This window comes from Corallococcus sp. AB038B (assembly GCF_003668955.1).
Lineage (GTDB): Bacteria > Myxococcota > Myxococcia > Myxococcales > Myxococcaceae > Corallococcus > Corallococcus exiguus.
Genome location: NZ_RAWO01000019.1, coordinates 1 through 16674 on the forward strand (window position 1 = coordinate 1; position 16674 = coordinate 16674).

The 16674-nt window shown below is 68.3% G+C and carries 18 protein-coding genes; 3 read left to right on the forward strand and 15 right to left on the reverse strand.

Translation table 11 applies throughout. From position 1 onward, the window contains the following. The first annotated feature begins 530 nt into the window (after window positions 1-530). On the forward strand, window positions 531-1181 hold the full coding sequence (locus D7Y04_RS40350) for a hypothetical protein (protein ID WP_120581369.1): 651 nt from the start codon (window positions 531-533) through the stop codon (window positions 1179-1181). On the opposite strand, the gene D7Y04_RS40355 is transcribed toward D7Y04_RS40350, so the two are convergent. The 3 genes from D7Y04_RS40355 to D7Y04_RS40365 are packed head-to-tail and all read right to left on the reverse strand — an operon-like array spanning window position 1182 to window position 3617. After that, entirely contained in the window at window positions 1182-2156 is a 975-nt protein-coding gene (locus D7Y04_RS40355; protein WP_121762796.1) for a hydrolase, read from the reverse strand. It abuts the gene before it with no gap. Continuing rightward, a complete protein-coding gene (locus D7Y04_RS40360; RefSeq protein ID WP_120581371.1) occupies window positions 2153-2455 on the reverse strand; it encodes a YkgJ family cysteine cluster protein in 303 nt (100 codons plus the stop codon). Before D7Y04_RS40360 ends, D7Y04_RS40355 begins: the two co-directional genes overlap by 4 nt. Before the next feature lie 22 nt (window positions 2456-2477). Then, complete coding sequence (locus D7Y04_RS40365) at window positions 2478-3617, reverse strand: hypothetical protein (protein ID WP_121762797.1); 1140 nt, start codon at window positions 3615-3617, stop codon at window positions 2478-2480. Between the two features lie 125 nt (window positions 3618-3742). On the opposite strand from D7Y04_RS40365, the gene D7Y04_RS40370 reads away from it, so the two are divergent. After that, the gene (locus tag D7Y04_RS40370) at window positions 3743-4708 is read left to right on the forward strand and encodes a ferritin-like domain-containing protein (RefSeq protein WP_121762798.1); all 966 of its coding nucleotides are present in this window, start codon (window positions 3743-3745) and stop codon (window positions 4706-4708) included. A 1-nt stretch (window position 4709) separates the two neighbouring features. Here D7Y04_RS40370 and D7Y04_RS40375 read toward each other — a convergent pair whose 3' ends face one another. Continuing rightward, on the reverse strand, window positions 4710-5687 hold the full coding sequence (locus D7Y04_RS40375) for a GNAT family N-acetyltransferase (protein ID WP_368666437.1): 978 nt from the start codon (window positions 5685-5687) through the stop codon (window positions 4710-4712). Window positions 5688-5709: 22 nt separating this feature from the next. Beyond that, entirely contained in the window at window positions 5710-6381 is a 672-nt protein-coding gene (locus D7Y04_RS40380; protein ID WP_120599942.1) for a hypothetical protein, read from the reverse strand. 168 nt (window positions 6382-6549) lie between these two features. Between D7Y04_RS40380 and D7Y04_RS40385 the strand changes: the two genes are divergently transcribed. Continuing rightward, the gene (locus D7Y04_RS40385; RefSeq protein ID WP_121762800.1) at window positions 6550-7620 is read left to right on the forward strand and encodes a DUF481 domain-containing protein; all 1071 of its coding nucleotides are present in this window, start codon (window positions 6550-6552) and stop codon (window positions 7618-7620) included. A gap of 100 nt (window positions 7621-7720) precedes the next feature. On the opposite strand, the gene D7Y04_RS40390 is transcribed toward D7Y04_RS40385, so the two are convergent. The 10 genes from D7Y04_RS40390 to nrfD are packed head-to-tail and all read right to left on the reverse strand — an operon-like array spanning window position 7721 to window position 16670. Next, window positions 7721-8161: a cytochrome C oxidase subunit IV family protein gene (locus D7Y04_RS40390; RefSeq protein ID WP_120580867.1), complete on the reverse strand. Its 441-nt coding sequence runs from the start codon at window positions 8159-8161 to the stop codon at window positions 7721-7723. 10 nt (window positions 8162-8171) lie between these two features. Beyond that, the gene (locus D7Y04_RS40395) at window positions 8172-8834 is read right to left on the reverse strand and encodes a cytochrome c oxidase subunit 3 family protein (RefSeq protein WP_120560477.1); all 663 of its coding nucleotides are present in this window, start codon (window positions 8832-8834) and stop codon (window positions 8172-8174) included. Then, entirely contained in the window at window positions 8827-10503 is a 1677-nt protein-coding gene (locus D7Y04_RS40400) for a cytochrome c oxidase subunit I (RefSeq protein ID WP_120580866.1), read from the reverse strand. The genes D7Y04_RS40395 and D7Y04_RS40400 overlap by 8 nt, the downstream gene beginning before the upstream one ends. After that, entirely contained in the window at window positions 10487-11533 is a 1047-nt protein-coding gene (gene coxB, locus D7Y04_RS40405) for a cytochrome c oxidase subunit II (RefSeq protein ID WP_120567457.1), read from the reverse strand. The genes D7Y04_RS40400 and coxB overlap by 17 nt, the downstream gene beginning before the upstream one ends. Continuing rightward, on the reverse strand, window positions 11530-12405 hold the full coding sequence (locus D7Y04_RS40410; RefSeq protein ID WP_121762801.1) for an SCO family protein: 876 nt from the start codon (window positions 12403-12405) through the stop codon (window positions 11530-11532). Before D7Y04_RS40410 ends, coxB begins: the two co-directional genes overlap by 4 nt. A 40-nt stretch (window positions 12406-12445) precedes the next feature. After that, window positions 12446-12931, reverse strand: a complete 486-nt coding sequence (locus D7Y04_RS40415; RefSeq protein WP_121762802.1) for a hypothetical protein — start codon at window positions 12929-12931, stop codon at window positions 12446-12448. Beyond that, on the reverse strand, window positions 12928-14127 hold the full coding sequence (locus tag D7Y04_RS40420; RefSeq protein WP_121762803.1) for a hypothetical protein: 1200 nt from the start codon (window positions 14125-14127) through the stop codon (window positions 12928-12930). Before D7Y04_RS40420 ends, D7Y04_RS40415 begins: the two co-directional genes overlap by 4 nt. Next, on the reverse strand, window positions 14124-14684 hold the full coding sequence (locus tag D7Y04_RS40425; protein WP_120567453.1) for a cytochrome c: 561 nt from the start codon (window positions 14682-14684) through the stop codon (window positions 14124-14126). The genes D7Y04_RS40420 and D7Y04_RS40425 overlap by 4 nt, the downstream gene beginning before the upstream one ends. Then, a complete protein-coding gene (locus tag D7Y04_RS40430; RefSeq protein ID WP_120567452.1) occupies window positions 14681-15226 on the reverse strand; it encodes a DUF3341 domain-containing protein in 546 nt (181 codons plus the stop codon). Before D7Y04_RS40430 ends, D7Y04_RS40425 begins: the two co-directional genes overlap by 4 nt. Before the next feature lie 4 nt (window positions 15227-15230). Further along, a complete protein-coding gene (gene nrfD / locus D7Y04_RS40435) occupies window positions 15231-16670 on the reverse strand; it encodes an NrfD/PsrC family molybdoenzyme membrane anchor subunit (RefSeq protein WP_120600189.1) in 1440 nt (479 codons plus the stop codon). Window positions 16671-16674 lie beyond the last annotated feature (4 nt).

A 16674-nucleotide genomic window follows, 5' to 3' on the forward strand; every position in this document is an offset into this window, starting at 1 on the left:
ACGGGGTAGGGCGGGTCGGGGCAGCACGGGGCAGCAAGGGCAGGACGGGGTTGGGCGGGTCGGGGCAGCAAAGGCAGCACGGAGCAGCAAGGGCAGGACGGGGTAGGGCGGGACGGGGCAGCACGCAGCACGGCGGATCAGGGCAGTGCGCATCACCTCTCATCGCGCGGCACCGTGGGGCAGCACGCGGCGCGGTCGAGCAAGGCAGCAGGCAGGTCGCAGGACGGGGCTGGGCGGCGGGATGGAGCAGTGCGCAGTTTGGGGGAGTCCGGCAAAGGTGGTCGTGGTCGCCGGATGGGAGACGTGAAGAGCCGTGAATCAAGACGTGGCGGTGCGAGAGCTTCGCGATCCAGCCGGCGGCGGCATCGAGGCGACGCGACAGTCAGCACCGGACGTGTGGCGGGAGTGGAGTGGCGGGTCGGGGGGAGCAACACGCAGCCAGGTCTCGGAGAGAACGTACTCCCGGGATCCGGCGTACCTCGCAAATCTCATCGCGCGTGGCCGCGATGTCTGGAACGGGGAGAATCCTCATGGGAGCGGTGTCCATCGTCACCGCGGCGGTAGTGGTCCTGGCGGCTCACACGGCCGTGGCCCAATCAAAACCGCAGGTGCAATCACCCCAGGTGCAGGCACCGCAGATGGAAGGCCGTCGGCGGATCAGCAATGATCCGGAGCGGCTGGCGCCCTTCGGACTGATGCTCGACGCGGGCATGCCCGAAGGCGCGGGACTCTCCGGCGTCCTCCGGCCCTCGCCATACCTGCGAATCCACCTCGGCGGAGCGCACAACGGTCTGCGAGGCGCCTTGCGCGCGGGACTCACGCTGCTCCCGCTGAAGAGCAAGGTCTCTCCCTCGTTCTCATGGGAGTTCGGACACGCGCAGGCCGCGAGCACGCAGACGCTGAACCGGAGGCTCGCGGACCGCACGCAGCTGCCCGCCTCCTCCATGGAGCGCGTGGGCTACACGTACATCAGTACGCACGTGGGCCTGGAGTTCAACGCCACCCGGCGCCTCAGCTTCTTCGTGCGCGGCGGCATGAGCTTCATGGAGATGGACGTCCCCAGCCTCCAGAAGCTGGACGAGCCCTTCCGCGACGCGCTGTCTCCCGTGGAGACGCAGTCGTGGATGATGCGCAAGGTGCAGCCGTCCGGAAAACTCGGCCTCACCTTCTTCTTCGGCTGATCAGCTGGCGAGCACCCGATCGAAGAAAGCGAGCGCCTGTGCCTCCGCCCAGAAATACGGACGGTGCACGCGGCCCGCGACGAAGCCCACGTGGCCACCCTGCTCGGTCAGCACCACGCTGAGGAACGGGTTGTCCCGCGCCGAGGGCGGAATCACCGGCGCCTCCAGCATCGGATCATCCGCGGAGCTCAGCAGCAGCGTGGGCCGGCGGATGTCCGCGAGCCTGGGGCCTGACGACGCCTCCCGGTAGTAGTGCTCCGCGTCCCGGAAGCCATGCAGCGGCCCGGTGACCACGTCGTCATAGCCCCGGATGGTGCGCGCCGCCTCCATGCGCGTCCCGTCGAACGCGCCCGGGAACCGCTGCAACTTCGCGCGGGCCTTGCTCTTGAGCGTGCGCAGGAACCGCTCGCGGTAGAGCCAGTGGTAGCCACTGCCGCCATCCAGTTTGCGGCAGCACGCATCCAGATCGTACGGCGCGCTGATGGACGTGGCGGCCACCACCGGCGCCTGGTCTCCCGTCTCCTCCAGCAGCCGGCACAGCACGTTGGCGCCCAGCGAAAAACCCACCGCGAGCATCGGTCCGGTGATGCGCTCGCGCACGTCCGCCATCACCAGCAGCGTGTCCGCTGTGTCTCCGGAGTGGTACGCCCGGGCCAGTCGGTTCGGCTCCCCGCTGCACGAGCGGAAGTTGATCGCCGTGGCGCCCCAGCCGCGCTTCGCCGCGCCCCGCAGCACCTCCGTGACGTAGCCCGCCTGCGAGGACCCCTCCAGGCCGTGCAGCACCACCACGTGCGGCGCGCCCTTCGGCCCGTCGAAGGTGTCCAGGTCGACGAAGTCCCCGTCCGGCAAGTCCCGCCGCTCCCGGCGCAGGGGCGGCACGCGGGTGGGGCGCACGAGCGACGCGTAGATGGTCTGCGCGTGCGCGCCACGAATGCCCGGCGCGGGAATGAACGGCTCGGTGGGCTGGAAGTTCACTTCCGCTCCCTGATGGCGCGCGCCATCCGCATGGAGGCGCAGCCGGACTTGCGCACGGACTCTGCCTCCGCGGTGAGCTGGAACAGCGCCAGGTAGTTGTTCACGCGTTCTTCCAACGTGGGGGCCTCGATGCGGCGGCACACCTCGTCCGCCGCGTAGTCCCGGCACACCTGGGGCCTCCGCTCGTACACGGTGCACAGGTTGTCCGCGCCCAGGTGCGGGCACCGCAACCCCAACGGCTTGTCCAGCGCGGCGATGTCTGGCGCCACGCAGCAGGCGCCACAGCAGGTGCACTCCATGCGACTCCTCGACGGTGCTTCTTCAGCGGCGGACGGCCTGCTCCACCTTGCCCAGGTTCGTCACGGTGAGCGTGACGCCCTGACCCTTCTTCCACGCGACGAACTCGTCCTCGCGCGTGGGCTTCACCTCGTGCTGCTTCACGCCGTCGTCGTCGTAGCGCACGAGCACGGTGTAGTCCTCCTCGCGTCGCACCCGCTCGTTCGTCCCGGCGACGAGCTCCGGCCAGCGCGGCGGCCCCTCCGTGCCCTTGAGCTCGCGCGTGTCCACCGGCTTCCACACGTACGTGTCGTAGGCGCACTGCTGCGAGTAGACGGGCTCGTTGCGGTAGCGCGTCTCCGTGTCGCAGTCCTCGTAGGACTCGTTGCAGTACTTCGTCACGTCGTGGCAGACCTCTTCGGCGAAGCCGTTGCCCTTGTCGCGACGGGAGCACTTCTCCTCGGTGCCGCAGGCCACCTTGCGCGTCTTCGTCCGGCACACGCGTTGGGTGCCGTCCGCCACGCGGCGGGTGCCACGCTGCCGGGACGCGCAGTCGCGGATGTTCGTCACGCCCGCGACCTCTCCCGCGCCGTTCACCGGCATGCGCGGCGAGGTGTTGCTCAGCTCGTCCCGCCAGCCCGTGCGCGTCTCCGGGACGAAGCGCTCCTGCACCAGCGCGCGGCGCCAGTTCGTGGCCACCACCTCGCCCTTGAGCTCATGCTTCATGTTGCCCCAGATGCCCACCGCGCAGGTGCCCATGCAGCAGGAGCTCAAGATGCCCACCACGATGAGCGCCACCTTCCCGAAGCGGCGGGGCTTGGGCGCGGGCTTCGGTGGCGCTTTGGGGCCCAGGTCCGCGAGCGGCGCGGCCTTCGCATCCGAGCCCCGTTCGGCGGAGCACTGCCGGCAGCGCTTGCCATCGCCCCGGTTGGCCGCGCCGCAGTAGGCGCAGAACCAGTCCTCGCCGGCGCCGGCCATCTCCAGGGCCTGGTCGTCGGCGACACCCTCGCGGGTGGACTTGCCGGAGGCCGCGTCCACGTCACCGAAGTCGAACTCGGACTCCTTGCCGGTGAGCTCCCGCGGGTTGTTGCAGGAGGGGCAGTTCTTGTGACGGGCAGGGATGTTCTTGGCACCGCAGGACGTGCAGTTCCAGGTGCCTTCGATGATGCGCCTTCTCTCGGCCATGGGGCGCATCCTAGGGGACCTGTCGCCGCGTGACACATCCAGGTTAGCGTCGCCGCCCCTGTTCCCACCTGGCCGGAGGTGGGAAGCCAGACCGCTCTCCAGGAATGGGAGCGCGGAGGTCTCTCATGACGCGTCGGACGGTGGTGTTGGTTCCGAAGCACCGGATGTTGCGCCGCACGCTCTACGGATTGCTGCTGGCCGCTCCCTTGCTGCCCGGGGGACTGGCCTGTCGTGGCGAGGAAGTGGGCTTCGTCTGTGAGCCTGACTACTCGGCGCTGAACCTGGGGCCCATCGCCGTACAGGCCGATGGAGGGTTCCCTCGCCCCTGCGGGCTCTGCCCCCCGCATCCTGACGGTGTTTCCAACTGGGGCTGCTCGGCCGAGGGCACGGCGGACGGGGGCGCGGATCTGATCTGCCATTATCAGAGCTGCTTCGGCGACGGCCGCCGCCCGGAGGGCCTGAGGGAATCCGCCGTGCTGGACTCAGGCAGCGAGCTGGGAGCCCTGTTCGCGAAGGCGGCCTGGTTGGAGGCGGCGTCGGTGCCCGCGTTCCTGCGGCTCGCGGAAGAGCTCCAGGCGAACGGTGCGCCAGACGTCCTGGTGAAGGCGGCCCGGCGCTCCGCGGGGGACGAGGTTCGCCACACGCGCGCGATGCAGGCGCTCGCGAGGCGTCACGGCGCGGAGATGCCGGAGGTGGACCTGCCGCCATTCGAGCCCCGCTCGCTGGAGGAGATGCTCCGGGAGAACGCCGTGGAAGGCTGCGTGCGGGAGACGTTCGGCGCCTTCGTCGCGGGCTGGCAGGGGCGCACCGCCAGGGACCCGGAGGTGCGCGGCACGATGCGCGCCATCGCCCGGGACGAACTGCGGCACGCGGAGCTGGCGTGGGCCGTGGATGCCTGGGCTCAGGAGCACTTGAGCGCGGCGCAGCGGGAAGGGCTGCGCCAGTCGCGGCGGGACGCGCTGCGGAGCCTGGGCGAAGAGGTGGATGGCCACCATCCGCCGGAGCCGTTGATCCACGACGCGGGCCTGCCCTCACGAGCGCAGGCCCAGGCCCTGTTCCAGGGGCTCGCCGCCGTGGGTCTTCAGGCCTGATTCACACCCAGAGGGCGCGAGGGAAGGCGACCTCTGGAGCGGGAGGCAGCCCCGGGCGCAGCGGTCGCAGCATGGGCAGCGACCCGTCCCGCTGCACCCGCACCGCGCCGGGGACGCCGCCGAGCAGTGACGCCGTCGTGGGTTCCTCCCACCACACCACTCGCTTGAGTCCCGCGTGATGCGCCACGCGGCGCGCCTCCGTGAGCAGCACCTGCGCCGCGGAGGCGTCGCGCGCATCCAGCATCAGCACCACCAACTCGCCGTAGCGCGCGTTCATCGTCCACAGCGTGGTGGATTCGCCCACCACCGCGCCGCACGTCCGGGGCCGGGGCCGCGCCAGCAGGTCCGCGTAGATGCGCTCCCGTTCCAGGTGCCAGTCCACCTGCGAGGCGCTCGGCCATAGAAAGAAGGGAACGTCCGGCCGGCGCATCCTCGCGAGCGCCCCCGCCACGTCCGTCTCCTGGAGCCCACCGTCCACGGGCCGTCCTCCCGGCGCGTCGGTGGCATCCAGGTGCCAGTCCCACGCGGGCACGTCCGCGTAGCCGGACCGGCGATACAGCGGCGCCCCGACGTCGGAGAACAGGACCACCGAGTGCGGTCGCTGCGCCACCTGCTCCAGCTCCGCGGCGACGGCGTCCATCAACCGGGTGGCGTGTCCCCGCCCGCGCAGGTGCTCCTCCGTGTACACGCTGGCGATGGCGTAGCTGTCCCCCTGCGTCAGCTGTCCGTCCGCGCCCCGCAGGAAGCTGTCCGTGTGGAAGGTCTCGCACGACGCCAGCACCCGGCCGTCGTCCGCCAGCCACAGCCACGTGTTCATGCCCTCGCGGCTCCACGGGTGCGCGCGCAGCCGCGCTTCACGCTCCTGGTACTGCGGCACGCTCAGGGGCGAACCCCACGCGGCATGGGTGACGGCGTCGCGCTGCGCCTTCTGCGCGTCGGTGGCGAGGACGAGTGACATGGTGCCGGGCACGCTAGCCACGCGCCCCGCCCGCGCGCGAGCACTACAGCGTCGTGGTGTACGGGAACCGGAAGTGCAGCTGCAGGTACGCCTGCCCCACGTGGAAGATGCCGTCCCCCAGCGAGTCCGGCAGTCCCAACCCGCCCAACTCCTGCGGCACGTAGAACGTGGACTCCCAACCCACGCTGACGAGGAAGCTCTTCGCCAGCTGGAACTCCAGGTCCGCGCCCAGGCTCGCACCGGGCCGCAGGAAGTGCGTGTCCGGCAGCGTGTCGGAGAAGATGTACGCGTACGTCAACACCAGCCCCACGCCCAGCTTGAAGCGCACCGGACTGGACGACAGCGGCACCCCCAGCCCCAGCGGCTTGAACGTCACGCCGTACATCCCCGTGTCGCGGTACTTGGGCGAGATGATGAACGAGTCCGGGATGAAGATGGACGGCGAGATGCGAATCTCATCCATCTGCTTCGCCTGCTTCCGGTAGCGCGCCGGGATGGCGCGCTGGTTCTTGCGCAGCCATTCCTTGTCCAGCACCGCGTCCACCGACAGCTTCAGCCCCGTGTGCAGCAGCTGGTCGTCCGCGATGGGGCCGGAGAACACGAACACCGCCGGCCCCACGCCCACGTCCACCGGAACGGTGACCTTCTGCGCCGCCAGGGAAACGGCGGGCCACAGCGACAGCGCGAACAGCAACGGGAGCAGGGTGGGCCTCAAGGCGGGTCCTCACGTACCGGGTCCAGGGACGACCCGCGTTTCGAACCTAGAAGGCTAGGACGCTCCGTGTCCCGCATGCGCTAAGAAGTTCGCGCCGGAATGGGAGCCGGCCCCTTCACGCTCCCTTGCAGGTCCGCTGCCGCACCTGCCTCATCCCAAGGAACCCAGATGCTCCCCGTTGCGCTGCTGCTCGCCTCGTCGCTGCAATCCCAGACGCCGGCGCCCGCCCCGCGTCCCGCCGCCCCGCCGCCTCCGACTGCCGCTCGCGCTCCGGCGCCGCCCGCGCCGCCCGCGCCGCCCGCCATGCCCGCGGACGCTCCCGCAGCCGAGCGCGCCGCCGCCGCCGCGGAGCGCGCCGCCCTCGCCGCGGAGCGCGCCGCCGAGGCCAGCGCCCGGCTCGCGGAGGCCATCGAGCGTCTGGCTGAAGTCACCGCGCGCGGGCCCATCGCCCCGCCGCCCCCCGCGCCCACCCCCGAGGCCGCTGCCGCCGCGGCTCCCGCCGCCGCGAAGCCCAGCGTCTGGGACGTCAGCGTGGGCCTGAGCCTCATCTCCCTCACCGGCAACGCGTCCACGCTGACCGTGAGCGGCCTGGCCAGCGCGCTGCGCAAGACGGAGCACTGGATCTACTCCGTGAAGGCCTACGGCGCGTACGGCCGCAGCCGCCCGCCCCAGGTGGAAGGGGAGGTGGAGTCCCTGTCCCAGGTGGTGGCCCTCAACGCCGGCGTCGAGCTGCGCGGGGACCGCCGCTTCACGCAGGAGATCAGCGGCTACCTGCTGGCCGGCGTGGACACGGACCACATCAAGAGCATCGAGGCGCGGCCCTACGGTGAAGCCGGCGCCAGCATCTTCTGGTTCGACACCAAGCGGGACGAGAAGGCCAGCGTGCGCGAGACCGTCCTGCGCACCGACTTCGCCTTCCGCTACGCACGCGAATTGCGCTTCCAGTACTACCCCAATCGCGTGGACCTGCCGAACGTGGACCTGGGCGGTCCGCGCTTCGGCGCCCTGTTCCGCTACGGCCTCTCCAAGGACATCACCTTCCAGGAAGAGGCGGAGATCCTGGTCAGCGTCATCTCCGACGCGCGCATCCTCTTCAGCAGCCAGACGCAGGTGATGGCGAACCTCACCGACGCGCTGGCCCTGGGCGTGGGCTTCCTCGTGAAGTCCGACAGCGCTCCGCCCCCGGGCAAGGTGTCCACCGACACGGCGCTCTCCTTCAACCTGACCGTCGCCCTGTAGTCCCCCACGCGGGCACCCAAGCCCGCCAAAAGCGACGCGGCGCCAGGGAAGAATCCCGGGCGCCGCGTTCGTGCTTCAGGGGACTGCGGAAAGCGACGAACTACTCGTGCGTTTCGTGTCCCTGCTTCTGGATCTGCTGGTGGCCACCCGTGCGGCCTTCCGTCGGGTTCGCTCCGATGTCCACCGCCTGCAGGTCGCTGTACTGCGACCCCGGCGGGTTGGCCAGACGGAAGCGGGTGCCCAGGTCCATCAGCGAGAAGCCGATGAGCAGCACCACGAACAGGATGGACACGCCGAACACCAGGCGGTTGGCGCCCTGGTGCTCCGACAGGTGCATGAAGTACAGCGCCACCAGCGTGCCCTTCACGCTGGCGATGATGAGCGCGAGCACCAGACCGAAGTCAGGCAGGTGCATGCGGCCGGTGAACACCGTGACGAGCGTGAGCACCAGCAGCGCAATCCAGATGACCACGTAGCGCCCGGCGCCGTGGTGCGCCTGCATGTTGTGCTCTTCCTGATGCGATTCGTTGGCGATGGCCATGTCGTAACCCTCAGACCAGGTACAGCATCGGGAAGAGGAAGATCCACACCAGGTCGACGAGGTGCCAGTACATGGAGCCCAGCTCGACCTGCGTGTAGTTGTTCGCGTTGAAGTCCCCGACGCGGTACGCGCGCACCGTGGCGAACGCCAGCACCGTCATGCCGATGACGACGTGCAGCGCGTGCAGGGCGGTGGAGGCGAAGTACACCGTGAAGTACAGCGGCGCACCCGGCAGCTGGATGCCTTCGTAGAAGTAGTAGCGGCCCGGCAGCGTCCCGATGTGGAACTTGTGCTTGTACTCGAAGAACTTGATGACGAGGAAGCCCACCGCCATCAGGAGGGTGAGCACGTTCATGTGCCCCACCATCGCGTTCTTCCCCTCCTTGGCGTAGTGCACCGCCATGGCGGCGGTGAACGAGGAGGTGATGAGCACCACCGTGTTGATGGTGCCCATCGTCAGGTCCAGGCTGCGGCTGGACGCCGCCCACGCTTCCGGGAACAGGAAGCGGTAGGCCGCGTAGCACGCGAACAGACCGGCGAAGAGCAGGATTTCCGTTGCGAGGAACAGCCACATGCCCAGCCGCGCCGCGTGCTTCTGCACCTCCAGCGACGCGAAGTGGGCGGCCAGCTTGGGACCGGGCACCGAGCCCGGCGTCACGTGCGCGCTAGACATCCGACACCTCGCCCTGGGCCTTCTTCGGATCCACGTAGAAGTGCGGCTCCTCGGGATACGTCGGCTGGGGCCCGATGAAGTTGTGCGTGGGCGGAGGGGACTGGGTCAGCCACTCGTAGCCCTTGCTGTGCCACGGGTTGTCCACGCGCTCGCCGTAGATGAGCGCGTAGGTCAGGTACACCGCGATGATGATGAAGCCGAACGCGAGCAGCGACGCACCGGCGGTGGACGCCACGTTCAGCGCCTGGAAGCGCTCCGGGTACTCGTAGTAGCGGCGCGGCATGCCCGCGTTGCCCACGAGGAACTGGGGGATGAACGTCGCGTTGAAGCCCAGGATGATGAGCGCCGCGGAAACCAGGCCCCACCCCTCGTGGTACATCTTCCCGAACATCTTCGGGAACCAGTAGTGGAGCGCGGCCAGGAAGGCCATGATCGTCGCGCCCACCATGATGAAGTGGAAGTGCGCCACGACGAAGTAGGTGTCGTGCCACGCCACGTCCAGCGACACCGTCGCCACCGCGATGCCCGTCATGCCGCCGAACACGGTGAAGAACAGGAAGCCGCAGAAGTAGGCGAACGGAGTGCTGAACTCCACCGCGCCCTTGTAGACGGTGCCCACCCAGTTGAAGACCTTGATGGCCGTGAACACGCCCACCAGCATCGACAGCACGCCGAACACGCCGGCGTTGAAGGTCGACTGGCCGGACACGAACATGTGGTGGCCCCAGGCGAAGAAGCCCACGAACGCGATGCCCACGCTGGAGTACGCCACCGCGCGGTAGCCGAAGATGTTCTTGCGGCTGAACGTGGAGACGACCTCGCTCATCACTCCGAACGCCGGCAGCACCATGATGTACACGGCCGGGTGGCTGTAGAACCAGAACAGGTGCTGGAAGAGCACCGGGTCACCGCCGCGGGCCACGTCGAACATGCCCAGGCTGAACAGGTTCTCCGCCGTCACCAGCAGGAGCAGCAGGCCAATCACCGGCGTCGCCAGCACCTGGATGCAGCTGGTGGCGTAGAGCGCCCACACCATCAGCGGCATCTTGAACCAGGTGATGCCCGGCGCGCGCATGGTGTGCGTGGTGACGATGAAGTTCATGCCCGTGAGGATGGAGCTGAACCCGATGATGAACGCGCCGAACAGCACCGGCGCCACCGTGGTCGTCGTGTGCGCGCTGTACGGCGTGTAGAACGTCCAGCCGGTGTCCAGGCCGCCGTTGAGCATGCCCCAGAGCGCGAAGCCCGCGCCCGCCAGGTACACGTAGAGCGACAGCAGGTTCAGCCGCGGGAACGCCACGTCCTTGGCGCCCAGCATCAGCGGCAGCAGGAAGTTGCCGAAGATGGCCGGGATGGCGGGGATCATGAACAGGAAGATCATGACCACGCCATGCAGCGTGAAGACGCGGTTGTACGTCATCGCGTCCATGATGGTCGGGCCGGGCGTGAGCAGCTCGATCCGGATGAGCAGCGCGAAGATGCCGCCCACCAGGAAGAAGAGCAGGATCCACGCCATGTACATGATGCCGATGCGCTTGTGGTCCACCGTCAGCAGCCACGACTTCACCGTGGTGCCGTCCGTCAGGTAGCTCGGGTGGTGGCCGTGGTCGTCGTGCGCCTCATGGCCGGGGACGGCCCCCGGCGCGGCGATGCTACTGGATGGGGTCATAGGCGGGGCCCTCGGAAGCGGTCTCGCGCACGTTCGCGGTGCGCAGCGTCTTGATGTACTCGACGATGGCGGCCGACTCGGGGCCCTGCAGCTTGCCCTGATAGGTCGGCATCACGTTCTGGTAGCCGGCGACGATGTGCGCGCCCGGGTCCATCATCGACTGGGTGATGTAGGCTTCATCCACGCGGATGCTCTGGCCATCGTCGAGCTTCTCTTCACGCTCGTACATGCCCAGGAACGTGGGGCCGATGTGCTTGGAGCCGTCCACCGAGTGGCACTTGAGGCAGCCCTGCGTGCCCACCAGCTTCTGGCCCTGCTCGGCCATGCGGGCGACGGGGGGCACCAGCGAGGTGTCCGCCAGCGCGTCCTGCCGGTCCTGCAGGCGGCCACGCTGCTGCTCCTTCAGCCAGTTCTCGTAGTCCTCCGGCGCGAGCACGACGACCTCCGCCAGCATCTTCGAGTGCGACAAGCCGCAGTACTCGGTGCAGAGCACCTGGTACGTGCCGGGCTTCGTCGCCTCGAACCAGGCCTGCGTGTAGCGGCCCGGCAGCGCGTCCATCTTGATGCGGAAGGACGGGACGTAGAAGGAGTGGATGACGTCGCGTGAGGTGATCAGCAGGCGCACCGGGCGGTGAGCCGGCACGTGCAGCACGTTCACGCCGTTGGGGCCCTCCGGATAGGAGAACTTCCACATCCACTGCTTGCCCATGACGTAGACATCCATCGAGTCCTTGGGCGGAGTGGTGAACCAGGTGAAGTCCCGGAACCCGATGGCGAACCACGCCAGGAAGAACACCAGCGGAACGGAGACGAAGAGGAACTCCGTCTTCAGGTCCGGCACCACGTATTCCGTGTGCTGGTGGGCCTCCCGCCGACGGTAGCGGAAGAACATGAAGAGCGCCGCGAGGCCGACGCCCGCGGACATCACCATCGTCGTACCAACGACGAAGTAGTGCAGGAAGTCGACCCGTTCCGCGAACGTGGACGCGCGCTCCGGGAGGAACAGGAATTGGTTGGCCAGGTCGCTCATGTAGTCGCGCCTTTCTTCAGCTCGCGCCTCCAGAAATAGATCAGCATCGTGGCCAGGGCGCCAAAGACAGCCAGGGAGCCCAGGCGGATGAACCCGAAGATGTAGAAACCGTACCGCCGCGTGGCGGTGTCATACTTGAAACAGGACATGACGATGCGATCGACGCTCGTCCCGACCCGACCGCCCGCTGCTTCCAGCAGCGAAAGCTTCACGTCCTTGCGGTCGAACGACGTGCCGTAGAGGTAGCGGGAGATGCTCCCCTCCGGGGTGAGCACGGTGACCACCGCGGGGTGGGCGTACTGCTTCGTGCTCGGTTCATACGTGTATTTGAAGCCCACGGCATCGGCGAGCTTGTGGATGTTCTCGTCGGTGCCGGTGAGGAAGTGCCACGGAGCCGTCTCCGGCTTGCCCATGGACTGGAGGTACTTGCGCCGCCGCTCGGTGCTCTGCGCCGGGGTGTCCTTGGGGTCGATGCTGACGGTGACGGCCTCGTAGTCCTTGCCCAGCTCCAGGCCCAGCTCGCGCATCACGCGGACCTGCTCGTTGATGACGAGGTTACAGAGCATGGGGCACTCGTAATAGACGAGCGTGAGCAGGGTGGGGCGCGTCTTCGACAGCAGCGTGCCCAGCCGCACCTCTTCCCCGGAGGAGTCCAGGAAGCGGGTCTCCAGGGGGAGCGGATCCCCCAGGTGCTCCTCCACGTCCACGCCCGTCACCGGCGGGGGCAGGTCTGAGTCCGCCTCCACGATGGCGCGGGGCGTCTTGCCTCCACCCGGCAGGGCGAACGCGGGCGTGGCGCTGGTGAGTACCAGCGCGAGCGCCGCGAGGAGCCCGGCGGCGCGGGCGGAGGAGAGCGGAAGAAGGGACGGCATGGCGGGGGACGGCTCGGGGGCAGGAGGAGCGGGTGGGAGCCTACTTCTTCGGGGCCGGAGCCGGGGGCGCCGTGTGCGGCGCGGGCTCGGGGGCCGGGGTCGGCGTGGGGGCCGGAGCCGGCTCGCGGGCCTTCTGGGCCTCGGTCGTGATGACCTGGTCCATGGCCTGCCCCAGCGACTTGTGGGCGGTGACGCCCGGCTGGTCACCCCAGCCGTTCTTCAGCGCCTGGTGCTGGCCGCCAAGCTTCTCCGCCGCGCGCCAGTCCTGTTCGAACAGGCGCTGGTTCACGATGCCAATCTCGTACTGGCCCACCGCGGCGGGGCGGGGGGGAGGACCGTCCGGCTGGGCGTCCTGCATGGTGACGACCTGGATGCGCCAGGCCCACACCGCGCCCACGAAGAAGAGGACCATGGCGCCCACACCGACGCCGATGATCTTCCCCATGACCAGATGGTCTTCCTCGGCGGCGACGCCATGCGCGCCGACGATGACCCGCGATTCGACTTCGGACTGGGTCTTCTTCATGGCTGCACGTACCTCAGGGACTCCGCGATGTAGGGGTCCTTCACCGGGAACGTGTACTTGTTGCGCGCCCGGTACAGGGCGTAACCCACCGAGACACCGCCCACGCCCACGAAGGCCGTGATGAGCGTCCAGTGGAACGTCGGACCGGCCTCACCGGAGTACGCCGGCCAGATGAGCCAATACAGGTCCACGGCGTGCATGAGAAGCATGTAGACGGCCGCCACCGCCAGGGTCCCGGTCTTCTCCTTCAGCTTGCGTGACAGCAGCGTGAAGAACGGCAGCACGAAGTGGCCAAAGAAGATGACCAGGGAGACGCCGCGCCACGGACCGTACATGCGCAGGCCGTACCAGGGGGCCTCTTCCGGGATGTTGGCGATCCACACCAGCAGGAACTGGGAGAAGCCGATGTAGGCCCAGAACGCCGTGAAGGCGAAGATGAGCTTGCCCAGGTTGTGGTAGTGCGGCGTCTTCACCAGGCTGCCGTACAGGTCCTTGCCCTGGGCCCGGATGGTGGCCAGCGTGAGGACGCAGAAGGCGGCCAGGAAGCTGCCGGCGAAGTAGTAGACGCCGAAGATGGTGGACTGCCACAGCGGGGTGAGGCTCATCAGCCAGTCGAAGGACGCGAAGGTGATGGTCAGCGCCAGGAAGGGCAGGGCGCCCGGGGAGAAGCGGCGCTGCTTGACGGTGAGCTCCAGCCCGCCCACCTCGTCCTGCTGGGTGCTCCATCCGTACAGCCGCTGGGAGACGAAGATCCACACCGCGAAGTAGATGACCTGGCGGACGGCGAAGAAGGTCCCGTTCAGGTAGTGGGCCTTCTTATGCGACAGGTGCTCCACCTCGATGCCGTGGATGTGGGCGGCCAGCGGCGAGCCATCCACCCAGGGGTACATGTGCTTCATCATGGGGATGAAGGCGAGGATGAGCACCGCGAAGACGGGCACCGCGATGGCCATCGTCTCCATGGCGCGGCGCAGGACGATGGGCCACTTCGCCTTCGCCGTGTGGAAGATGGCCAGCATGATGAGGGCGGACACGCTGATGCCGACCCAGTAGGTGAAGCCCAAGAGGTAGCTGAAGCTGGTCGCCTCCGGGTTCATGAAGAAGCCCACGGCGGTGAGCACGAGGCCCACCACGCCCAGGCCGAACGCGGGCACCATCAGCTTGGGCGTGCCGGTGTAGCGCTCCATGGCAGTCATCGGTTCTCCTGCGGGACGGGCTGCGTCCCGGCGGTGCTGCGGGCGGCCTGCAGCGCGCGCACATAGGCGACGACGGCCCAGCGCTCGCGCGTGTCGAGCTCACCCGAGAAGGACGGCATGATGCCGTAGCCCTCGTTGATGGCGGTGTAGAAGTGGCCGGCCGGCTTGTCCGCGAGCTCCAGCAGGGACGGCGGCAGGCGCAGCGCCATGTTCTCCGCGACGACGCTGTTGCCGTCGCCGAGCACGCCATGGCACTGCGAGCAGACGATGTTGTACTTCTTCTGGCCAAGCTCCAGCAGGTGCTTGTCCACCGGAAGCGGGATGGCGTTCACGGCCACGCCGTTGGCGCGGCCCGTGGAGATGCCCGGGTTGCCCACCGGCCGCTCGCGCGGGACGGTGCCGGCGGGGGGCACGCGCATGGCGCGCCCGTCCGGCCAGAACTCGGACGTCTCGTAGTACTCGTACTTGGCCTGGTGCTCCATGCGCTGGAGGAACTCAGAGCTGACGTTGCAGCCCGTGAGCGCGGCGAGCCCGGCGGCGGGGATGAGCCACCTCATTCGTTCTCTCCCGACACGACGGTCACGTGGGTCGCGCCCAGGGCCGTCAGCTGGTTCTTGACGTCCGCGGCGTCCGTTCCCGTGGGGTGCGGGATGCTCAGCCAGAAGCCGTGCGTGGACGCGCTGCGGAACTCTTCCGACTCGAAGGCCGGGTGGTAGGGCTGCGGCAACTTACTCAGGCCGAGCAGGCCGAAGAAGATGCCGAACGCGGCGAACAGCACGCTCAACTCGAACGTGATGGGCACCCAGGCCGGGAGGCTCAGCAGCGGACGGCCGCCGACGTTGAGCGGGTAGTCGACGGTGTTCATCCACGTCTGCATCGTGAGGGCGGTCACCATGCCGGTGAGGCCGCCGCCCAGGGCGATGAAGGGCATGCGAGAGGGCGGCAGACCGAGGGCCTCCGACCCGCCGTGCAGCGGGTACGGGGAGTAGGTGTCCATCCCCTGGAAGCCCTTCTCGCGCATCTGCTGCGTGGCGGAGACGAGGGCTTCCGGGGTGGCGAACTCGGCCATCACCCAGGAATCAAGGACCTTGGCTTCCATGATGCTAGTGCGCTCCGTGGGTGGCCGCGGCGTCCGAGCCGTGGTGTCCGTTGCCATGGGCGGCGTGGGCGGCGTGCTTGAGCTCCAGCTGGAGCTCCTTCACCTCGCTCACCGCGACGGCGGGAACGAACTTGAGGAACAGGAGGAACAGGGTGCCGAACAGGCCCAGCGTGCCGATGTAGATGCACCAGTCCACCCAGGTGGGCGTGTAGATGTCCCACGAGGAGGGCAGGAAGTCCTGCGACAGCGACGTCACGATGATGATGAAGCGCTCGCACCACATGCCGATGTTCACCGCGATGGACGCCACCCACATGATGGGGATGCTGGTGCGGGCCTTCCTGAACCAGAAGATGTTCGGGGTGATGACGTTGCAGGCGATCATCAGCCAGTACACGCCGGCGTAGGGGCCCGTGGCGCGGTTCACGTAGAAGGTCCAGAACTCGTACTGGTTCATGGAGTACCAGGCGATGAAGTGCTCCATCATGTACCCGTAGGACACGATGAGGCCCGTCGCGAGGATGACCTTGTTCATGTTCTCCAGGTGGCGGTCCGTGATCACGTCCCGGAGGCCCAGGTACTTGCGGGCGGGGACGATGAGGGTGATCACCATCGCGAAGCCGCTGAACACGGCGCCGGCCACGAAGTAGGGCGGGAAGATGGTCGCGTGCCAGCCCGGAATCTGGGACACGGCGAAGTCGAACGACACGATGGTGTGCACGGACACCACGAGCGGCGTCGAGAGGCCGGCGAGCAGCAGGTAGCCAATCTTGTAGTTGTGCCAGTGACGGCCGGAGCCGCGCCAGCCGAGCGCGAAGAGGCCGTAGATGGTGCGCTGCAGCTTGCCCTTGGACGAGTCACGCAGGGCCGCCAGGTCCGGGATGAGGCCCACGAACCAGAAGAGCGCGGACACGGTGAGGTACGTGGAGATGGCGAACACGTCCCACACGAGCGGCGAGCGGAACTGCGCCCAGGCGCCCAGGGTGCTGGGGTAGGGGAACAGCCAGAAGGCGAACCAGGGACGGCCCGTGTGGAGCAGCGGGAACAGGCCGGCGCACATGACCGCGAACAGCGTCATGGCTTCCGCGAAGCGGTTGATGCTCGTGCGCCACTTCTGCTGGAAGAGCAGGAGGATGGCGGAGATGAGCGTACCGGCGTGGCCGATACCGACCCACCAGACGAAGTTGATGATGTCGAACGCCCAGCCCACCGGCTGGTTGTTGCCCCACACGCCGATGCCGCGCGCGAGGGTGTACGTGACACCGACGACCAGGAGGCCCAGCGCCGCGGACGTGATGCCCAGCAGCATGAACCAGCCCTTGCCGGGCTTGCGCCAGACATGGTCGAGCAGGGTTTCATTGAGGGACTTGTCGTCGTGGTGCGGCGCGACGAGGTCCCGGGGCTCGAGGGGGTCGAGCGGGAGTGCGTGTGCGGTCTCGGCCATGACG